14 protein-coding genes are annotated in these 20498 nt (G+C 51.8%); 9 read left to right on the forward strand and 5 right to left on the reverse strand.

All coding sequences use genetic code 11. From position 1 onward, the window contains the following. Nucleotides 1–17: 17 nt before the first annotated feature. Nucleotides 18–1052, forward strand: a complete 1035-nt coding sequence (locus ACFOET_RS17275; RefSeq protein WP_379024951.1) for a LacI family DNA-binding transcriptional regulator — start codon at nt 18–20, stop codon at nt 1050–1052. Here the strand turns inward: ACFOET_RS17275 and ACFOET_RS17280 are convergent. Next, the gene (locus ACFOET_RS17280; protein ID WP_379024953.1) at nt 1031–3190 is read right to left on the reverse strand and encodes an alpha-glucuronidase family glycosyl hydrolase; all 2160 of its coding nucleotides are present in this window, start codon (nt 3188–3190) and stop codon (nt 1031–1033) included. The two genes, ACFOET_RS17275 and ACFOET_RS17280, sit on opposite strands and share 22 nt — an antisense overlap. Then, entirely contained in the window at nt 3177–4232 is a 1056-nt protein-coding gene (locus ACFOET_RS17285; RefSeq protein ID WP_379024955.1) for a LacI family DNA-binding transcriptional regulator, read from the reverse strand. Before ACFOET_RS17285 ends, ACFOET_RS17280 begins: the two co-directional genes overlap by 14 nt. Nucleotides 4233–4504: 272 nt before the next feature. Here ACFOET_RS17285 and ACFOET_RS17290 point away from each other — a divergent pair, with 272 nt between their 5' ends. The 8 genes from ACFOET_RS17290 to ACFOET_RS17325 all read left to right on the forward strand — a co-directional run bounded on the left by ACFOET_RS17290 (nt 4505) and on the right by ACFOET_RS17325 (nt 17514). Continuing rightward, nucleotides 4505–7597, forward strand: coding sequence for a SusC/RagA family TonB-linked outer membrane protein (locus ACFOET_RS17290; RefSeq protein WP_379024957.1), 3093 nt, complete (start codon nt 4505–4507; stop codon nt 7595–7597). A gap of 11 nt (nt 7598–7608) precedes the next feature. Continuing rightward, on the forward strand, nt 7609–9582 hold the full coding sequence (locus tag ACFOET_RS17295; RefSeq protein WP_379024959.1) for a RagB/SusD family nutrient uptake outer membrane protein: 1974 nt from the start codon (nt 7609–7611) through the stop codon (nt 9580–9582). 11 nt (nt 9583–9593) lie between these two features. Next, on the forward strand, nt 9594–10538 hold the full coding sequence (locus tag ACFOET_RS17300) for an alpha/beta hydrolase family protein (protein ID WP_379024961.1): 945 nt from the start codon (nt 9594–9596) through the stop codon (nt 10536–10538). Further along, nucleotides 10535–11668: an endo-1,4-beta-xylanase gene (locus tag ACFOET_RS17305; RefSeq protein WP_379024963.1), complete on the forward strand. Its 1134-nt coding sequence runs from the start codon at nt 10535–10537 to the stop codon at nt 11666–11668. Before ACFOET_RS17300 ends, ACFOET_RS17305 begins: the two co-directional genes overlap by 4 nt. 2 nt (nt 11669–11670) lie before the next feature. After that, the gene (locus ACFOET_RS17310) at nt 11671–13134 is read left to right on the forward strand and encodes an MFS transporter (protein ID WP_379024965.1); all 1464 of its coding nucleotides are present in this window, start codon (nt 11671–11673) and stop codon (nt 13132–13134) included. A 29-nt stretch (nt 13135–13163) separates the two neighbouring features. After that, nucleotides 13164–14210 (forward strand): glycoside hydrolase family 43 protein, encoded by a 1047-nt coding sequence (locus ACFOET_RS17315; RefSeq protein ID WP_379024967.1) that lies wholly within the window; start codon nt 13164–13166, stop codon nt 14208–14210. A 109-nt stretch (nt 14211–14319) separates the two neighbouring features. Beyond that, entirely contained in the window at nt 14320–16167 is a 1848-nt protein-coding gene (locus tag ACFOET_RS17320; RefSeq protein ID WP_379024969.1) for a sialate O-acetylesterase, read from the forward strand. A gap of 18 nt (nt 16168–16185) precedes the next feature. After that, nucleotides 16186–17514, forward strand: coding sequence for a GntP family permease (locus ACFOET_RS17325; RefSeq protein ID WP_379024971.1), 1329 nt, complete (start codon nt 16186–16188; stop codon nt 17512–17514). Between the two features lie 35 nt (nt 17515–17549). Here ACFOET_RS17325 and ACFOET_RS17330 read toward each other — a convergent pair whose 3' ends face one another. The 3 genes from ACFOET_RS17330 to ACFOET_RS17340 form a co-directional block, all read right to left on the reverse strand. Then, nucleotides 17550–18344, reverse strand: coding sequence for a (Fe-S)-binding protein (locus tag ACFOET_RS17330; RefSeq protein ID WP_379024973.1), 795 nt, complete (start codon nt 18342–18344; stop codon nt 17550–17552). A 36-nt stretch (nt 18345–18380) separates the two neighbouring features. Further along, on the reverse strand, nt 18381–19682 hold the full coding sequence (locus ACFOET_RS17335; protein ID WP_379025138.1) for a 4Fe-4S dicluster domain-containing protein: 1302 nt from the start codon (nt 19680–19682) through the stop codon (nt 18381–18383). Nucleotides 19683–19855: 173 nt separating this feature from the next. After that, nucleotides 19856–20392 (reverse strand): OmpH family outer membrane protein, encoded by a 537-nt coding sequence (locus ACFOET_RS17340; RefSeq protein ID WP_379024975.1) that lies wholly within the window; start codon nt 20390–20392, stop codon nt 19856–19858. Nucleotides 20393–20498 lie beyond the last annotated feature (106 nt).

A 20498-nucleotide genomic window follows, 5' to 3' on the forward strand; every position in this document is an offset into this window, starting at 1 on the left:
TTTAACCTCATTTCAGCTTGAAAAAAATCACGATATTAGATATAGCAAAGGAGCTTAACATCACGTTTTCCACGGTGGCCCGTGCACTCAATGACCATCCGGCCATCAGTGCTGCCACCAAGCAGGCCGTACGGGAGACCGCCGACCGGCTGGGTTATCGTCCCAATAAGGTGGCCTCTTCCCTGCGGTCGGGCAAGACTAGGATCATCGGCGTGTTGGTCCCGCGGCTAGATGTCAGTTTCTTCAGTTCGGTTGTGCATGGGATTGAGGGGGTTATGAATGAAAATGGGTATACCATTTTGCTCTACCAATCGCAGGAGGCTATCAAACAGGAAAACAAGGGTATTGAAACATTTCTCCGCTCGCGGGTGGATGGGATTATCGCATCCATTTCCCTGGAGACAGAAACCGTTGGGGGGTATGCCGAGATCCGCGACCGGAATATTCCGCTGGCCTTTTTTGACCGTGTGCCGGCGGGGCTTGACGTGCCGTCGGTGACCATAGACGATTACCATGGCGGCTTTATGGCCACAGCGCACCTGATCGAATCCGGGTACCGCCGCATTGTGCACATCAACCAGTACCGGAACATTAACATTTTCAACGAGCGCCTGCGGGGATACCTCGATGCCCTCAAGCAATACGGGCTGCCTGTCGATGAACAGCTGATCATCAAAGGTGACTTTTCTTTGGAGTTTGGCCGCCAATGCGTCAGGGACCTGTTGGCCCGTGGTATTGCTTTCGATGCGGTATTCACGCTGGAAGACTTCACGGCGATGGGTGTCGTACAGCAACTGAAGGCGCAGGGGATACGCATTCCGGAGGAAGTCGGTGTTGTTGGCTTTGCGAATGAAGCATTTACCAGTTTGGTAAGCCCGGCCATTTCTACGGTTGACCAGCGTACGGTGGAGATGGGAGAGGAGGTAGCCCGTCTGTTTCTTAAGCTGCTCAAAAAAGGCGATTATTATAAGCACAGGCCGGAAAAACTGGTGCTTGAGCCCAAGCTGCTCATACGGGAGAGCTCATCCCGTCAGATGCCCGGCACGAAGTGAAATTTCAGCTGCTCGTAGTATTCCAGGGGATGTTCCGGCGGCTCCAACCCTTCTGGGATAGGCATGTCCGAAAATTGCTGGAAGTATAGCACGCATGCATCGCGCCACAGCTTGGCTTCCTTGTGCTGCATGGCCAGCAAATCGGTTACTTCCCGAAAAATCGTGTCATTTACTTTACCCCGCTGCGCTTCCCATACAGTCTGCATTGCCGCCACCTCTTCCACGCCATTATAGTAGTGGCGGCAGAGTGCTTCCCAGAGTGTTTCGTCCGATTTCATACGGAAGTCCCAGGGTAAGTGGTGAAACCAGAGCAGGTATTCATCAGGGCAGGTTTGCGGGTTTTCGAATAGCGCCCTGACTTCAGAAGAGTATTGGCTTAATGCATTGCTGCCTGTGGCCGTCCGGTCAAAGCCGATGCCATCTTTACTGGCATTGTGATAATATACGGATGTCCAGTCGGCGCGCGGCTTATCCCTGATCCATGGGCCCGGGCCAAAATGGTGATCCCAACCCATTAGGTGGTGAAGGCCGAGTGGCGTCATGTAGTTGACCGTCGTCTCGCGCGATCGCATCATGATGGGCAACAGCGCATTGATGAACGATGCATCATTTCCGAAGGTAAGGCGCAGCCATTCTTCGGCGATACCGGCGGCGTCCAGATCAGGGTCCCATGCAAGGCGTCCATAGGCATACCAATTAGCCTGTGCAAAGGGATGTCCGGTCCAATTTATAGCCGTACCGGTATTCGCGACGCCGGCGATGGCTGTGATTGCCTGTCCGTTCAGCGAGCCGTCTACAATTCGGGCAACGGTTGAACCGGGTCCGTCGGCATACGTATCGGCCTGCAGGGTTTCGCTGAATAACGTGCCAAGGTAGACCAGGTGCGTAGCGAAGCCGAGGTATTCCTGTGTAATCTGGAACTCCGTCATCAGTTGCGAACGGGGCATAGCTCCAAAAAGCGGATGAAACGGCTCCCTTGGCTGAAAATCGATTGGGCCGTTTTTAACCTGGATGATCACATTATCGCGGAACGTGCCGCCAAGCGGCTTGAATTCATTGTAGGCTTGTTTGGCGCGGTCTTCAGGCTCGGTATCTTCGTAGACGAAAGCACGCCACATGACCACGCCGCCATGAGGCTTGAGTACGTCTGCCAACAGGTTAGCCCCATCGGCATGGCTACGGCCGTAATTCTGCGGGCCGGGCTGCCCTTCCGAGTTGGCTTTTACGAGAAAGCCCCCAAAGTCAGGAATATGTCCGTATATTTCAGCTACTTTATCCGCCCACCAGCGTTGTACCGCAGGATTAAGCGGGTCGGCATTTTCGAGGCCGCCGAGCTCCACGGGCGCACTGAAACGGGCTGACAGGTATACGCGGATACCGTACGGGCGAAAAACATCTGCCAGCGCTGCGGCTTTTTCAAGATATGCGGTTGTCAGCATCAGCGCATTGGCGTTTACGTTGTTTAGTACGGTGCCGTTGATACCGATGGACGCATTGGCGCGTGCATAATCGGTATAGCGGGGATCGCGGTAGCCGGGTAGCCGGTGCCAGTCCCATAGCGAAAAGCCGGCGTAACCGCGTTCCACGGTGCGGTCGAGGTTGTCCCAGTGGTTGAGCAGGCGGAGCTCAACCTTCGGTTGGGACGTGATAGCCAAACTGGAGATGTCCTCGTTGCGTTGCAATAAACCGATGAATGCATAGGTGCCGTATAGTATTCCGTTTGTGGTATTGGCCAGGATGACGGTAGCCGGTTTTTCCAGAACGGTTATGCTGTAAATGCCGTATCCTTCGGTGCCCATCAGTGGGAGGTGCGCGGCAACAGCTTCCCGCGCCAGATGAGGGAGGGTAGAAGGGGTACCTATCAAAATGGTTCCCTCCTCTTGGATTGCGTCTACCTGTTTCGGGGTATGACCGATCAAACCATTCAGTGCAGACAGCAGTTCTTGCTTGGCGATGCTGTCCATTTCGTTTGTAACGGGAAACAGCAACGCGGAGAGCTGCTTTTTATAACTGGCTGAACGTTCACCGGAAGCAGGTTTAACGCCAAGCCACAGCCCGTATCCCGATTGAGCGTTGCCCTCGCCGGCGCACAGGCTCAACGCAAGAATAAGCAACGTGCCGTAATTAAGTGCTCTCATGTTCAGTCGTTTTTTGTTGTGTAGAGTCTCTGACGATCAGCTGATGGCGCAGCACAATGGTGGCAGCGGCTTGCTGTTCGTTGGCGCCGTTGAGTAAATTGATGAGCGTTTTGGCCGCCACTTCGCCCATCTCATGTCCTTTATACGCAATAGTAGTGAGGTTAGGCTCGACTACCGTTGCTATCGGGTCGTTATTGAACCCGGCAACAAGCATGTCGCCCGGGACGCGCACGCCGTTGCGCCGAAGTTCTTGCATGCAGGCGACGGCGCACGTGTCGTTGGCCGAAAATATCGCATCCGGCTTCTCGGCGTAGGTGAGCACATGCTTAGCCGCCAGTACGCCGTCTTCCGCTCCCAGGTCGTTGATGATGAGCCACTCTTCCTTAAACGGAATGCCGTGGTCCGCAAGGGCATCTTGGTATCCCTTTAAGCGCATGGCATACACGTTTCTATTGAGGTTGCCCGCGATATGCACGATGCGGCGGCACCCCTGCTGGATGAGGTGCTCGGTCATTTCATAGGCCGCCGTGCGGTTGTTGATCACAATAGTTGGGCAATGGGGATGCTCGAAGACCCGGTCAAAGAAAATCAAGGGGATGTTTTTGTCAATAAACCGTTTGAAATGGTCGATCTCCGTCGTTGTATAGGCGAGTGATACCAGCAGGCCATCTACACGGCTGTTGAACATGGTGGTCGCGTTTTTCTTTTCCTTTTCCATCGTTTCCAGCGACTGGCTGATGATCAACTCATATCCGGCTTCATTAGACACCTTTTCCATGCCCGCCAGTACGCTTGACATAAACATGCTGTTGAGCCGGGGAACAATGACACCGATGGTATAGGTGCGCTTGGCCCGCAAGTTGCGTGCGAAGGTATTGAACCGGTATCCCATGCGTTCGGCTTGGGCGAAAATTTTGTCTTTGGTAGCCTTCTTAATGGCCGGGTGATTTTTTAAGCCCCTGCTTACGGTAGCGGCAGATATATTAAGAGCTGCCGCAATATCGTATATCGTTACTTCTTTTTCGTCATCAGTTGCATTCATCTCGCTTGCAAAATACGGTTTAATCAAATGGTTCGGCTAAGGTAGTAAAAAAAATTATGCAATCGGTTGCATTAATAAATTTTTGTTTTTACCTTTACCGTCGGAAGATAACCAATAGTCCATAGACGATATAAACCCTTGTCCATGATTTCATGTAAACAATCAGGAGGAGTGAAGTGCAACGGGTCTAATGCCAACGTTGGAATCGATGTTTTAGCATTGACCGGGATAACTGACAATTAACTAAATTAATAACCAATAAGTCCTATAGTATGATAAGCGTATACAAACAGGGATTACTGCGGCAGTTACATTGCCCCATGGGCGTCGGCCTGCTGCCGCTTTTGATTTTTTACTCGTTGTTTGCCATGGCGCAAGCAGATGTGCAGGTTTACGGTACGGTAAGAAGTGACGACGGTGAGGTATTGAGTGGTGTCTCCGTAAGAACGGCCGACGGCACGGCGAGTACATCTACCGATGATGAGGGGCGGTTTTCCATCCGTGTGCCCGCAAACAGCGTATTGCTTTTCGGCTACATTGGGTATGCGGAGCAACGGATTACGGTGGGCCAGGCAAATCAGCAACTTACCGTGACGTTGCTGGCCGCGACGAGTGCGTTGGATGAAGTCGTTGTGGTCGGGTATGGTACGCAACGGCGGGAAGCGGTAACAGGCTCGGTTGCTTCGGTAAGCGGCAATGTATTACGCGAAGTGCAATCAGCCAATTTCTCGCAGGCGCTGCAAGGACGCTTGCCGGGGGTGGAGCTGACGCAGACGTCGTCCCAACCCGGCGGCACGATGCAGATCCGCATCCGTGGTTCACGGTCACTGACGGCCAGCAATGATCCACTTATCGTGCTCGATGGCATTCCCTTCGTGGGGTCTATCAATGATATAAATCCCAATGATATCAAAAGCCTCGACATTCTTAAAGATGCCTCAGCGACGGCTATTTACGGCTCGCGTGGCGCCAATGGGGTCATCTTGGTAACGACGAACCGGGGGCAAATGGGGCAGCAGGCGCGGGTAAGCTACAATAGTTTCACTGGCATGAAAGAGGTGTTCGGCAAGTTCCCCATGATGAGCGGGCCTGATATGGTGAAGCTCCGACAGTTGAATGTACCATACAACTCATATGGGCTGGACGAAGCGGAGGATATAGACACCGATTGGCAGGACCTGCTGTACCGGACGGCTACCATGACGAGTCATGACGTCAGCATTTCCAGCGGTACAGAACAGGGTAGTTACAACTTCGGCGGCGGCTACATGCTTGACCAGGCCGTAATTCCTACCCAGCAGTTCAGCCGCTATGCCCTGCGGGGCAGTGTTGACCAGGGGGTTGGCAAGTACTTCCGTTTCGGCATCACCACCAACAATAACTATAACTTTACTGAAGGCACACAGGTGAATGTAGGGAACCTGCTCAGGATATCGCCCCTCGCGAACCCGTTCAACGAAGATGGTTCGTGGAGGCGGACGGTCAGGGCGTCTATTGATGAACCGTGGGTGTATTCACGGGAAATTGTAGAAAACTTACGGGATCAGTGGCTAAGTGAAACAAGGGCATTTGCGAGCTTTAATTCGGCTTACGGTGAGGTGAGCATACCATGGGTTGAGGGATTGAAATACCGTGTTAATCTTGGTTTGGATTACCGCCAGAGCAACGGCGGCGCATATACAGGGCAGGGCATAACGAGCACCAATCCCACGACGATATCTTCTGCTTCGGTGAGCAACCAGCACACTTACCATTGGCTTGTGGAAAATTTGCTGACTTACGACCGCACATTTGCCGGTAAGCACGATATCAATGTGGTAGCCCTGTATTCGGCCGAGCAGAATAAGATGAACAGGTCGCGCATGGCCGCCACGGATATCCCTTCCGACCACTTCCGGTTTTACAACCTGGGACATGCGAACGGCGAAATAACAGTTCCTCCCGGTGACCAGTGGTATGAAGTATGGGGCTTGATGTCCTATATGGGGCGCGTGATGTACTCCTATGACAACCGGTATATGCTGACCGCTACGCTGCGTTCCGACGGTTCATCGAGGCTCGCTACGGGACACAAGTGGCATACCTATCCCGCTTTATCCGCAGGATGGAACATTGCGCAGGAATCGTTCATGCAGGGCATTCCGCAAATCAATATGCTGAAGCTTCGTGTGGGCTGGGGGCAGACCTCTAACCAGGCCGTCGCTACCTACTCAACACTTGGGGCCTTAAGTACCCGGCCATACAATTTCGGGAGTGACTTTGCAGTCGGGTACTTTGTAAACCAGCTTCCCAGCCCCCACTTGGGATGGGAATTCTCTAACACGGCTAACTTTGGCCTGGACTTTTCCCTGCTAAACCACCGCCTGTCGGGCACGGTCGAATACTACATCACCAAAACCAAGGATCTGCTGCTGAACAAGGGATTGCCGCCGTCATCGGGCGTAAATTCCATAACAGAGAATGTTGGTCGGACCCAAAACAAGGGTATTGAACTTGCACTCAACGGCACAATTCTGGACAACCGCAATGGTTGGACATGGGAAGCCGGTGTCAACCTGTACGCCAACCGCAACCTGCTGGTGTCGCTGGCGTCCGGGTTGGACCGGAATGAAAGCAACTGGTGGTTTGTAGGACATCCCATCGACGTGATCTATGACTTCAAGCGTATTGGGCTTTGGCAGGAGGGCGACCCGCATCGAAATATTCTCGAACCAGATGAGAATACGCTGGGTATGATCAAAGTGGAGTATTTTGGGGACTATGACGAGAACGGGGTACCCACGCGCGCCATCAATGGTGACTATGATCGGGTGCCGATTGACATGCAACCGAATTTCCAGGGTGGGTTTAATACCCGGGTGGCATACAAAGGGTTTGATCTCAGCGCCGTGGGCCTCTTCAAAAGCGGCGGTATCCTCAACAGCTCCATTTATGGATCAAACGGATACCTGAACTTGCTGAACGGGCGTAATGGTAACATTAAGGTGGACTATTGGACGCCGGATAATACAGGTGCAAAGTATCCCAACCCTGAGGGACCCAGAAGCGGTGACAACCTGAAATACATGAGCACCATGGGGTATTTCAACGCCTCGTTCCTCAAGATACGCACCCTTACACTGGGGTACGATTTCAGTCAACTCCGGCGCTCGGGTGTCAATCTGCGGTTGTATGTTACCGCCCAAAACCCGTTTGTGCTATTCTCGCCCTATCACAAGGAATCAGGCATGGATCCAGAGCCAAACTCTTTTGGAAACGAAAACGCTGCCGTCAATTTATCTGATAACTTAAGACGCATTACAACGCTGGGCACAAACACGCCTGCTACGCGTAACTACTTGATCGGTGTTAACCTTACATTTTAAATGATAAAACGATGAAACGGATACATATGAATTCTGGTCTCGCAATAACGGTATTGACGTTGCTCTTGGTATCGTGCTCCAAGATCTTGGAAGAGCAGCCGCGCCATATCTTTGAACCCGGGTTTTTCCAGACAGAACGGGGGGTTCAGGGCGGATTGACGTCCATGTATGCTCACCTGCGCTGGATTTATGGTCAACCCTACTACTATAACACCCTGGAAACCGGTACGGATGAATATACTTACGGGCAGTCGGCCGACGGTAACTTCCACGTGATGGATCACACTGGCAGGGGAGTGATTGACGCCGGTAATAGCCGTTCGGACGTTATTTGGGGAGTTTGTTTCAATAACATCAACACCGCCAGCGGTGTTATACAAAACGCAGAAGCCGCCGGAATTTCCGCTGCGCTGATTGCCGAAGCCCGGTTCTTCCGTGCCTTTGACTACTTCTTGCTGGTGCAGACATTTGGCGGGGTGCCGTTGGATTTGGGCGCGGGAGAGCTGGCGTTTAATACCAGTGCGACCACCACGTCTGTGCGCAACACCGTACCAGAAGTATACACCAAAGCGATATTCCCCGACCTGCTGATTGCGATAGATGATCTGCCTGTAGTGGGGCGCGTAACCGGCGGGGCCACCAAAACGCTCGCCCGTCTGTACCTGGCAAAAGCTTATCTTACCTATGCTTGGTGGCTGGAAAATCCCAACAACATTCCTACTTATCCGGAAACGCCCCGCATTGATCCCGATGGGCGTGACGCCCAATGGTATTTTCAGCAGGCTTATGATATTGCTACACGGGCTATTGACGACCCCGGCCCGTTTGCGTTGGAAGAAACATTTTATGACCTGCATGTAGGCGGCAATGACCGTAACCGGGAGATGCTACTGTATGCCGACCACACGCAGGAAAGCGAATTTTATAATGGTACCTGTATCAACTGCTTCGCCGGTACCGATCCTGGCGGCAATGCCGCCGCCTGGATGGTGACGTGGAACTACACCGAGATCCGGAGCGCAGCTAATCCTGACGGTACCGGAGCGGTAACCGCTGTTGATCGTGAGGCGGCACAGTCTTTGGGACGCCCTTGGACACGTATGGCTCCTACGATCGGGGCAATTGAAAACACCTTTGCCGACAAAACCCTTGATTCACGTTACGATGGTACTTTTGCCACTGTTTACCGTGGCAACTGGGATAAAGCGGGAAACACTAGCCCCGTTTTATACAACGCCAATGACTTGCCAGTTTCTCCAGGTGACCCGATACTGACGTTCCTTGACGACGAATCGGAAGCGGCGAACATTGTATACCCTGAAGGCGGAAGTTTCCCGGGCAAAGCCTATCCCAATGTGGGGGCGGGCGTATTGCCGGGCCGGTCAGATTTCGTGATAACACCCCGTGGCATAGGTCGGAGGGTTTATCCGAATCTCTGGAAAATAGGTACGTATCGTACAGATAATGGCAACGGACTCGGACAACCGAACGCCAACTTAACTCGTCCCTTTAAAATAGCTAAGTTTTCCGAACTCTACTTTGTAGCGGCTGAGGCCGCGGTAAAAGGGGCCGCCACGCAGGGGGGCAAAAGTGCACGCGACCTCATTAATGTGATTCGGGCACGCGCCGGCAAGTGGCGTTGGCACAATAACGGCAATGTAGAGAAAATTGAAGATAACAGCGCGGCAATGGTCGCTGCCACGCCGGCAACGATAGATATCAATTATATATTGGCCGAACGTTCACGTGAGTATTTCGGCGAAGGGTATCGCTGGTTTGATTTGATACGGACGCAGAAGTGGAACGAGCTTGCTGGCACGTACGAGATATGTGGTCCTAACTTCGGAGACCACACCCCGCAGACTTTCACTCGTTCTATTCAGCCGCATCTCTACCTGCGCCCCATACCGCGCGACCAGATTGATGCGCTGGAAATGAGCTTCTCAGAAAAGCAAGCTTATCAGAACCCGGGGTATAATAACTAACAGAACCGGCCGTGAGAACCGCAGTCGCTACATGTGGAAGGATAGCCGTTTTTCTGGCGGCTATCCTTGCCTTCCACACCTCGAACGCACAGAGGTCTGCTGTCGATGGGATAGCCGTTGCTGGCTCTGAAGCGTTTCAGGTGCTATGTCAGTTTTATGACTATGACGCTTCCCGGCGCTTAGCGATAAATGTCATAGAGCGCATCGAAAAAGCGGATTATGTCAGGGAAAAATTTAGCTTTGAAGGTCACAGCGGTCAGGTGCCCGGATATTTGGCATTGCCCCGAAACAGAAGCCATCCATACCCCATTGTGCTTTTACTGCATGGGCTCACGGGCTCGAAGGAAAATTGGTGGGAACCCAATACCACATTGGGAAAGCTTACCGAGCAACTTCTTGCGTCAGGTTACGCTGTGCTCACCCTGGATGCTGAATTTCATGGAGAACGTTCGGGAAACAATCCTTTTGAATCCCCCGTGGCTATTCTCGAAAACGAGTGGTTCGTGTGTTTCAGAGATATGATGATACAGTCGGTGATCGACTATCGGCGAGCGTTGGATTATCTGGCAACCCGTGAGGACGTGGATGCTTCAAAGGTAGGAATGATTGGCAATAGTATGGGCGGCGTAATGACGTTTATTCTCAGTGCTGTAGATGCTCGTATTGATGCTGCTGTTTCGTGTGTTTCCCCGATTGTTGACGTGCCGTACTTGCCAACCGGAGTACTCAATTTTGCACCCTATATTAGTGAAACCCCGCTTCTCATGTTGATGGGAGAAAAAGATGAAAGAAATTACTCCGTCCCATTGGCGCGACAGCTTCACAACCTGATCGCGTGTCCTAACAAAAAGCTAGTGTTTTTTGATAGCGGACACACATTACCACCGGAATGGATTTATATTGCGACGAATTGGTTAGCTAAGAACTTAGGAAGTAGTTATATCGAAAATAAATGACAATGAAACTGTTCATGTGCTTGTGGCTATCCGTGGCTTCGGGATTGCTTTTGTTTATTGGTTGCGGCGATGGCATACATCAGCGGAAACCCGCCAACACGCTCAGTCAGGTATACCGTGATGACTTTCTTATTGGAACAGCATTAAATGTTCAACAAATCAACGAAGCGGATGCGTCTACCGATTCCCTGATCAGGCAGCAGTTCAATGCGATCACAGCAGAGAACATCATGAAAGTCGAAGTCATTCACCCCGAATGGGATCGGTTTGACTTTGACGCTGCCGACAGGTTTGTGGAATATGGCCGGAAAAGTAACATGCACATGGTGGGCCATACCTTGATCTGGCACAGCCAGCTTCCACCGTTTGTCAAGCAGATCACCAGTGCAGACTCTCTTCGCCAATTTATGCAACACCACATCAGTACGGTTGCCGGACGGTATGCGGATAAGCTGGATGGCTGGGATGTCGTGAACGAAGCGCTGAATGAGGATGGTAGCCTCCGTCAATCAATTTTTTACAATCTCCTTGGCACGCAATACTTGGTAGATGCGTTTAAACTGGCGGAACGGGCCGCACCGAACGTCGAGTTGTACTACAACGACTACAACAACGAGCAGCCCGCAAAACGTGAAGGGTGCATTGCGCTTATTAAACAGCTTCAGGAAGCCGGCGCGCGCATTGATGGTGTGGGCATACAAGGTCATTGGCATGCTGGCCGCGTGCCGTTTGATGAAATCGAGGAGAGCATTGAGGCTTATGCTGCCCTGGGTGTAAAGGTGATGATCACTGAACTTGACCTCGAGGTGCTGCCGCGCAATTTTCGGGGTGCCGATGTTAACCGACGTATGGCAGTTGTCGATTCCACGCTGAATCCTTATGCGTGGGGGCTGCCAGACAGCGTTGAACAGCAGCTGGCCAGGGATTATGAAGCTCTTTTTGAGCTCTTTTTGAAACACAATGACAAGATCAGCAGGGTGACGTTCTGGGGCGTAAACGACGGACAGTCTTGGCTGAATTACTGGCCTATAGCCGGAAGGACGAATTATCCCCTGCTCTTTGACCGAAACAACCGGCCCAAAGAAGCATTTCACAAAATTATTGCGCTTAAGAACAACTCAGCTCAATAGCCATGTTAGAAGTAGAAGTGCAGCAACAGCAGGCCCGGCGCGAAAAGTTATCGGTAGCTGAAAAAGTTGGTTACAGCTTAGGGGATTTAGCCGCCAACTTGGTATTTCAGACATTGATTACTTACCTTGCTTATTTCTATACCGATATATACGGACTTAGCACAGATCACGCTTCCGCCGTTATGCTGACCGTGGGGTTGGTGGCGGCTTTTGCATTTAATCCTATCGTGGGTGCATTGGCTGACCGCACCGAGTCGCGGTGGGGCAAATTCCGGCCGTGGATTCTGTGGACGGCTGTTCCCCTCGGCGTGGTTGCGCTGCTGGCGTTCAGCACACCTGAATTTTCATACAAGGGTAAGCTGATTTATGCGGTGGTCACCTACACATTGTTGTTGCTGCTGTATGCGGCCAATAACCTGCCGTATTCGGCATTGAGCGGTGTCGTCACGGGCGACATGAAGGAACGGAACAGCCTGTCGGCTTACCGTTTTGTTGCGGTGATGTTCGCTCAGTTTTTCGTGCAGGTGTTTATGTTGCCCATCATCGAAACTACCGGTGATGGCGATAGAGCGGTCGGGATTGAGAAAGTGATGACTTGGCTGGCATTAATCGGCACGGGTATGCTGTTGATTACGTTTTTTGCCACCAGGGAACGGGTTGTGCCGAAACCGCAGCAGAAATCAAGCGTGAGAGAGGACTTGGGCGACCTGTTCCGGAGCAAGCCCTGGATTATCCTGTTAGTGCTGACAACATTGGTTTTTGTCACACTCGCCATGAAAGGCGGTGCATACGTGTATTACTTCAAGAACTATGTGGATGTAGGAAGCTTGGCCACCCTTGTCGGCCCCATTACCGACGGCCTTTCAAAGCTCGGTTTGAACTTTTTCGGAGAGGACCCTGCTTCAGCCGGATTCGGCTTATTTAATGCAGGGGGTATTATCTTTATTATTGTTGGCATCACCCTGTCTAAGGGCTTGGCTGATCGGTATGGCAAGCGGGACGTGTTTGGCATCGCGTTATTTGTCTCAACGCTGTTTTTACTTCTTTTTTATCTTTTTCCTCCGCAAGCGGTGGGGCTGATGTTTGGTTCGCAGATGCTGCATGGTTTTTTCTATGGGATCACCATACCGCTCCTCTGGGCCATGATAGCTGACGTGGCAGATTTCAGCGAATGGAAAAACGACCGCCGCGCCACTGCCATTATCTTTTCGGCAATGATGGTCGGACTGAAAGTGGGGCTTAGCCTTGGCAGCTCATTGCTGGCCTGGATACTGGGCCGCTATCATTACATACCGAACAGTGACCTGGCGCAACCCGCCTCGGCCATTCATGGTACCAAGCTGCTGGTAAGTGTTTTTCCTGCCATCCCTTTTCTAATAGGAGCCGGGCTGCTTTTTTTCTATGAAATTAACAAGAAAACGGAAGCGCGTATAGAAGCTGACCTTTACCAACGGAGACGCGTATAGCTTAACCAAGTACTAACTTTTAATTTGCCATGCCCGAAAAGCCGATTGATCACATTGATTTTAACGAATTAAACGCGAAGGCGGTCTCAAAGCCGCTGGTCACCCACCTTTTTACGGCTGATCCGTCTGCTCATGTATTCGAAGGGAGAATTTACATCTATCCCTCGCACGACATCGATGCGGGTGTACCGTTCGATGATCTGGGGAGCCATTTCGCGATGGAAGATTACCACGTGTTTTCGATGGAACACCCCGAGGCGGAAGTGGTGGATCATGGCCCGGTCCTGCACATACGGGACGTGCCCTGGGCAGAAAAGCAGCTTTGGGCTCCTGATGCGACCGAAAAAGATGGAAGCTACTATTTGTTTTTCCCTGCGAAAGATTTTAAAGGCATTTTTCGCATCGGCGTGGCGACAAGCGGCTCGCCTGCCGGCCCGTTTATCCCCCAGCCCCAGGCGATAAAAAACAGCTTTTCCATTGACCCGGCGGTGTTCAAAGACAATGAGGTGGATTACTACATGTACTTCGGTGGAATATGGGGTGGACAATTGCAGCGCTGGCGCACCGGTACATTCAATCGGGAAGGCGACGGCCCGTTTGTCCACCTGCCCGCAGCCGACGAACCGGCGTTGTGTGCTAAGGTGGCCAAACTAAGCGATGACTTACTCGGATTTGCCGAAGAACCGAAAGATGTCATCCTGCTGGATGAAAACGGCATACCTCTACGACAAGGCGACACCGAACGGCGGTTTTTTGAAGCGCCCTGGGTACATCGGTACAACGGCAAGTATTATTTCTCGTACTCCACGGGCGATACGCACTATATCTGCTATGCCGTTGGTGACAATGCTTATGGGCCATTTACGTATCGGGGCAGGATACTCAACCCCGTTGTGGGTTGGACCTCACACCATTCGATTGTGGAGTTCGCCGGAAAATGGTACCTCTTCTACCATGATTCGAGCCTTTCCGAAGGTATAACGCACCTGCGCTCGATGAAAGTGACTGAATTGACCTATGATGAGATCGGTGATATCCGGACCATTGATCCGTACCATCGGATGGACAGGCGTTAATGCCAGGTGCGCTTAACGTTTTCTAAAAAGAACGCCACGTCTTTTATTGTTTTCATTAACTTTGGCAGCAGACCAATGAATAGGGCCGTCTATGCAGCAACGAATAGCGATGATGCGAATACTTGCCATGTCTTTCTTATGCGCGGCATGTTTGCCGGGTTTAGCGGATGTGAAATTGCCCCGCTTGATCAGCGATGGGATGGTCTTGCAGCGGGGAGCGGACCTAAAGATCTGGGGGTGGGCGTCTCCTGGTGAGGCCATCAAGCTGGAATTTGCGGGCAAGACGTATCGTATGACTGCCGATGCCGGCGGGAATTGGCGTACTACGCTGCCGCCGATGGAAGCCGGAGGCCCGTACACCATGACCATAATTGGAGAAAACGAGATTGTTCTCCGTAATATTCTGCTCGGCGATGTGTGGTTTTGCAGTGGGCAAAGTAACATGGTGCACATGTTGAACCTTCATGATGTCACCTATGCATCAGTTATCGCTGAGGCTAATCATGCGCAGATTAGGCAATTCCTGGTTCCAGCGGCGGCCAAACTATCGGGCCCGGTAAGTAATTTTACCTCCGGATTGTGGGAGAGCGCCGTGGGCGAAAAAATACGGTCGTTTTCCGTTGTGGCTTATTTTTTTGCGAAGGATATTTACGAGAAGCAGGGCATACCCATCGGGATCATTAATGCCAGTGTGGGCGGTACGCCTATTGAAGCGTGGACGAGCGAAGGGGTGGTGGATACCGGTTACGTCAATGCGATTAATCGCGCGGCAGCGACGCCGGATAAACGTGCATCGTTTGTTCCGAAGGCCGGCCGCTGGCGCAGCATCAATATACCGGGCTACTGGGAAGACCAGGGCGTCAGGAACCTGGACGGCGTCGTCTGGTACCGCAGGGAAGTAGATATTCCGGCTTCGATGGCGGGTAAACCCGCCCGCGTGTTCCTGGGCCGTATTGTGGATGCCGATGTACTGCATATCAACGGTGCCGTGATAGACAGCACCACGTACATGTATCCGCAGCGCAGGTACCGTGTCCCGGCTGGAGTGCTGAATGCGGGCAAGAATACTTTTCTGGTGAAGGTTACCAACCATGGGGGCAAAGGCGGCTTTGTCCCTGATAAACCCTATTTTATCATTGCCGGTCGGGATACCATTGACCTCAAGGGTACCTGGCAATATAAGGTAGGCGAAGTGTTTGAGCCCGTTAGCGCAGACAACCCGGTGCGTCGCATCAATATCCAGCACCAGCCATCGGCGCTGTTCAACGCCATGGTAGCGCCTGCAACTGATTATGCCATAAGGGGGATATTGTGGTATCAAGGCGAAAGCAATACGGCACAACCGAATGCCTATGCGCATCAGTTGCCTGCTTTGATAAACGATTGGCGCAAGCATTGGCGTAACGAATCGTTGCCTTTCCTGTACGTGCAGCTGCCAGGATTCATGGAGTACGACTACCTGCCATCAGAAAGCGCCTGGGCGGAATTAAGGGAATCGCAGCGGCAGGCGTTGTCTGTGCCCAATACCGCCATGGCGGTAGCCATTGATTTGGGGGAATGGAATGATATCCACCCCGGAAGGAAGAGGGAAGTAGGCGAACGCCTGGCCCTGCTGGCACGGAAGCTGGTTTATAACGAAGAAATCGTTGCATCGGGACCGATGTACCGGTCGCACCGGAAAGAAGGGAACAAGATCATGATTTCATTCAGCGAGACCGGCGGTGGGTTAGTCACCAACGACGGAAAAGCGCTGGGTGAATTCGCGGTTGCAGGGGCGGACAAGAAATTTGTGTGGGCTGAAGCAGTGATATGCGGTGATCAGGTAGCGGTATGGAATGCTGCGATACCGGACCCCGTTTATCTCCGCTACGCATGGGCCGATAATCCCGTTAACCCCAATTTAGCTAACCAAGAAGGATTGCCGGCATCGCCGTTTGAAATAGAAATTAAGAACTAACATAAAAGCTACTGACCCATGGCCATCATCACCATCTTGCTGAGTATTGCATCCATTGTCCTGCTGATCACCAAGCTGAAAGTGCACCCTTTTCTCGCGTTGTTGCTGGTGAGCCTGGTCCTGGGCGTGGCCAGTGGTATGGACGCTGCAAATGTGATCAGTGCGACACAGGAAGGCTTCGGCGGTACCATTGGCCGGATCGGGCTGATTATCGTCCTCGGCGTAATGATCGGCGCATTCCTTGAAAAAACAGGTGGGGCATTGGTATTGGCCAACAAAATGCTTTCGCTTATCGGGACGAAAAGAGTGATTACGGCTATGGGCATAATTGGCTATGTGGTTTCCATTCCTGTTTTTTCCGACAGTGCATTTGTACTGCTATCGGCCTTAAACAAGGGGTTGACCAAAAAGGCGGGCCTGTCATTGGCGGGCACTTCGGTCGCGTTGGGATTGGGGCTGTCCTGTACCCATGCCTTGGTACCACCGACACCGGGTCCCGTGGCAGCTGCCGGCATATTGGAAGCAGACTTGGGCATCGTCATGGGTTTTGGTATGATTGCCGCAGGCGCGGCATTGGCTGCAGCGTTGCTCTTTGCCCATAAGGTGGCGGCGAAAGTGGATATTGCGGTGGACGAACCCGATGAGGAAGCAACCCCGACCCCAACGTACGTGCCCAGCCTGTTCGCATCATCCCTCCCGATTGTGGTTCCGATTTTGTTGATCGTGGGTAAGTCCTTGTCAGCTAACCTCGGAGGCGACGGGTGGCAAGGGCGAGTCAATGGGTTTTTCATTTTTTTTGGTGAACCAGTTATCGCCTTGATGGTGGGGTTCATGCTTTGTTTATTGCTTCCAAAAAAGCTGGATAAGAACATGCTGTCCACGGAGGGGTGGGTAGGGAAAGCCCTAACCGATTCGGCGACGATCATACTCGTCACCGGTGCGGGCGGCATATTTGGCAAAATATTGCAAAATTCCGGTGTTGCCGCTACGCTGGGTGAGGCGCTCACTTCCTCCAGCTTCGGTATTTTTCTCCCTTTTCTGCTGGCAGCGGCTTTAAAAAGCGCTCAGGGATCGTCTACCGTGGCATTAGTCACCACAGCATCGGTAATCGCCCCGTTGATGGGATCGCTGGGCTTTACCGGAGAATTGGACAAAGCACTGGTGGTTGTTGCCATAGGTGCCGGGTCATTGGTTGTGTCGCATGTAAACGACAGTTTCTTCTGGGTGTTTACGCAACTGACCGGCATGAATATTCAAACGGGGTATAAGTTGCATACAACAGGGACATTGGTTATCGGCGCAACCGCAATGGCAGTGGTGTATACGATGTTTTGCATCGTTCATTGAGCACCGGCCACCAATGCTGACATCGAAGGCACGGATTACGTCAGGCCGTTTGCCTTGGCGCTGATTTCTGCAATATCCAGTACTTGCACTTCTTGTTCTTTCTCTTTGATCTTGACACCGTCGCGCAGCATGGTCATGCAAAACGGACAGGCGGTGGCGATGACATGGGGTTGATTTTCCAGAGCCTCTTCGGTGCGTTCGACATTGATGTCTTTCTTACCTTTTTCCGGTTCCTTAAACATTTGTGCGCCTCCGGCGCCGCAGCACAGCCCGTTGCTGCGGCAGCGCTTCATTTCCACGAGCTGGGCATCGAGGATTTCAAGGGCTTTACGCGGTGCTTCATACACCCCGTTGCCCCGGCCGAGATAACAGGGGTCGTGATAGGTTATGCGCCGGCCCTTGAAGGATTCGCCTCCCTCCGCTTTCAGCTTGCCCTCATCAATCAATTGCTGGATCAGCTGCGTGTGATGGATGACCTCATAGTGGCCGCCTAAGTCAGGATACTCGTTTTTCAATGTGTTGAAGCAATGCGGACAGGCGGTAACAATTTTCTTTACTTCATAACCATCGAGTAGTTGGATATTTGCCATGGCTTGCATCTGAAAGAGAAACTCATTGCCTGCCCGTTTGGCGGGATCGCCGGTGCAGCTTTCCTCGGTGCCAAGAATGGCGTATTTAATACCCACATGTTGCAGGATTTTACAGATATCGCGGGTGATACGCTGGGCACGCTCGTCGAAGCTGCCCGCGCAGCCCACCCAGAACAACATGTCAGCGGTTTCCCCTCTAGCCAAGAGGTCAGCCATTGTTGGTATGTTGAGTTCAGTCATAGCTCTAAGTCTGTAAGTCGTCGGTTCCCGTTATTCTTAGCCATTTTCGGCCCAGTTCGCGCGATCGGCCTGTGCGTATTTCCATGGTGCTCCGTTATTTTCAACGTTACTAACCATGTTGTTGAGGCTTGTGGGCGCTCGGGATTCTTCCATGACCATGTACCGCCGCAATTCCATAATGATTTCCAAGGGGTTGATGTTTACAGGGCATGCTTCTACGCAGGCATTGCAGGTGGTACATGCCCAAATTTCCTCGCGGGTGATGTAATCATCAAGCAGCGATTTGCCGTCGCTGTCCGTCGCGTCCTTGCGTTTTCGAAAGTTATGGCCCACTTCCTCCATACGGTCACGGGTGTCCATCATTATTTTTCGGGGCGAGAGCAGTTTACCCGTGATATTGGCTGGGCAGGCCGAAGTGCATCGGCCGCACTCCGTACAGGAATAGGCGTCCAGCAAATTCTTCCAGGTAAGGTCCTGCACATCCCTTGCGCCGAACCGGAGGGGCGCATCCGTGGCTTGCGGAGTGAAAGACGGGTCGAGCATGGCCTTCACCTCGTTTGTTACGCTCGCCATATTCGTAAACCGGCCCTGAGGATATAAATTCGAATAGTAGGTGTTGGGAAATGCCAGTAAAATATGCAGGTGCTTTGAATACGGTAGGTAATTGAGGAAAGCCAGTATACCGATAATGTGGAACCACCAACTGAACCGTTCGACGAACATAAGCTGCCCGACATCACTGGGAAGCAGTGACATCAGCCATGAACTCACAGGAAACGAGCCGGCCTGCGTGTAATTGGCAGCTTCGGCCAGCTGCAACTTATAATCGGCCGCGTTCATGGTCAGAAACGCTGTCATAAGCAGGATCTCAGCAATGAGGATCAGGTTGGCATCTGTGCGCGGCCAGGGTCTCATCTCCGTGCCGAAGAAGCGCCTGAGGCGGATGATGTTACGCCGGGCGAGGAAGATAACGCAGCCGACGAGTACACTTAACGCGAGCCATTCAAAGGCGGCGATAAGCAGCCCGTAGGCCACGCCCAATCCCGAAAATACACGATGTGTACCGAACAGCCCGTCGATGATGATTTCAACGATCTCAATATTGATGATGAAGAATCCCAAGTACAGAAATAAGTGCAGAATGGCGGCTAACGGGCGCTTAAACATTTTGTTTTGTCCGAAAGCAACCAGCAGCATCGTCCGCAAACGCTTGGCGGGCTGGTCTTTCCGCCATTCTTTCCGGCCCAAATGGATGTTTTGGACAATTTTCCGGGCGTTGCGAAAAGCTAACGCGGTAGCGGCTAATAACAACATCCCAAAAATGACCTGGCTTATCATCATAATAAGGTTTATGTACGAAATTACGGAATAAAAATTACTATGCAAGCATAATAAAATTTTTACATATATTTTTAGGTCGGAATGGCATAAAAAAAGCGGAATGTTTGAAACATTCCGCTCAGCACGCCAAAGCGTATCCTAACAAGTTATCTGGCGTGGCTGACGGTGTTTTAGTTCGCAATACCGAGCTTAGTTTTCACATCAGCCGTCAGGTCGTCGCCACCTGCGAAGTAGGGGATGCCGGAAGAAGCAACGTCAAACACATAAGCGTATCCTTTTTCTTTAGCTACGCTTTGCACAGCGGTATTTGCTTTCTGGAAAATAGGTGCAAACAATTCTTCTTGTTTTTTTCCCATTTCTTCTTCGGCCAGCTGCTGCACTTCCTGCAGCCGTCTTTCGATATCCTGCAGCTCGATGCTCAGCGTTTGAAGTTTAGCGTCGATGGAATCTTTATTGGCTTCACTACGGTTGCGGTACATTTCCTGAGCGTCTGTTTGTTTCTTTTGAAATTCCGAAAACATCTGTTGCAGTTCAGATTGCTTGGTCTTTTGGAGCGTTTCCAGCTCCGTATTAGCGGTTTTGAACTCAGGCATAGACTGAATGATCTCATTCGAATTGACGTGACCGATCTTTTGCTGTGCACTTACGAATCCGGTTGATAAAAACAGCAGCCCTGCCACCACTACACCTTTAAACAAATTTTTCATGCTATTCATCTTGATTTTTACTTGTTGCTGGGGACTTGGTTCAATAGCCCCGAGTTTTGTTGATTATGTATTTTATTGTTAATTGTTTCCCTTGTTTTTTCAAACG

The sequence above is a fragment of the Parapedobacter deserti genome (genome assembly GCF_042646065.1).
Taxonomy (GTDB): Bacteria; Bacteroidota; Bacteroidia; order Sphingobacteriales; family Sphingobacteriaceae; genus Parapedobacter; species Parapedobacter deserti.

What these genes read in the sequence shown, in the direction of transcription:
- ACFOET_RS17330 (WP_379024973.1), bottom strand. Translation starts at nt 18,344, where the DNA reads ATGACTGAACTCAACATACCAACAATGGCTGACCTCTTGGCTAGAGGG.
- ACFOET_RS17315 (WP_379024967.1), top strand. Translation starts at nt 13,164, where the DNA reads ATGCCCGAAAAGCCGATTGATCACATTGATTTTAACGAATTAAACGCG.
- ACFOET_RS17310 (WP_379024965.1), top strand. Translation starts at nt 11,671, where the DNA reads ATGTTAGAAGTAGAAGTGCAGCAACAGCAGGCCCGGCGCGAAAAGTTA.
- ACFOET_RS17335 (WP_379025138.1), bottom strand. Translation starts at nt 19,682, where the DNA reads ATGATAAGCCAGGTCATTTTTGGGATGTTGTTATTAGCCGCTACCGCG.
- ACFOET_RS17295 (WP_379024959.1), top strand. Translation starts at nt 7,609, where the DNA reads ATGAAACGGATACATATGAATTCTGGTCTCGCAATAACGGTATTGACG.
- ACFOET_RS17285 (WP_379024955.1), bottom strand. Translation starts at nt 4,232, where the DNA reads ATGAATGCAACTGATGACGAAAAAGAAGTAACGATATACGATATTGCG.
- ACFOET_RS17320 (WP_379024969.1), top strand. Translation starts at nt 14,320, where the DNA reads ATGATGCGAATACTTGCCATGTCTTTCTTATGCGCGGCATGTTTGCCG.
- ACFOET_RS17340 (WP_379024975.1), bottom strand. Translation starts at nt 20,392, where the DNA reads ATGAAAAATTTGTTTAAAGGTGTAGTGGTGGCAGGGCTGCTGTTTTTA.
- ACFOET_RS17325 (WP_379024971.1), top strand. Translation starts at nt 16,186, where the DNA reads ATGGCCATCATCACCATCTTGCTGAGTATTGCATCCATTGTCCTGCTG.
- ACFOET_RS17305 (WP_379024963.1), top strand. Translation starts at nt 10,535, where the DNA reads ATGACAATGAAACTGTTCATGTGCTTGTGGCTATCCGTGGCTTCGGGA.
- ACFOET_RS17280 (WP_379024953.1), bottom strand. Translation starts at nt 3,190, where the DNA reads ATGAGAGCACTTAATTACGGCACGTTGCTTATTCTTGCGTTGAGCCTG.
- ACFOET_RS17290 (WP_379024957.1), top strand. Translation starts at nt 4,505, where the DNA reads ATGATAAGCGTATACAAACAGGGATTACTGCGGCAGTTACATTGCCCC.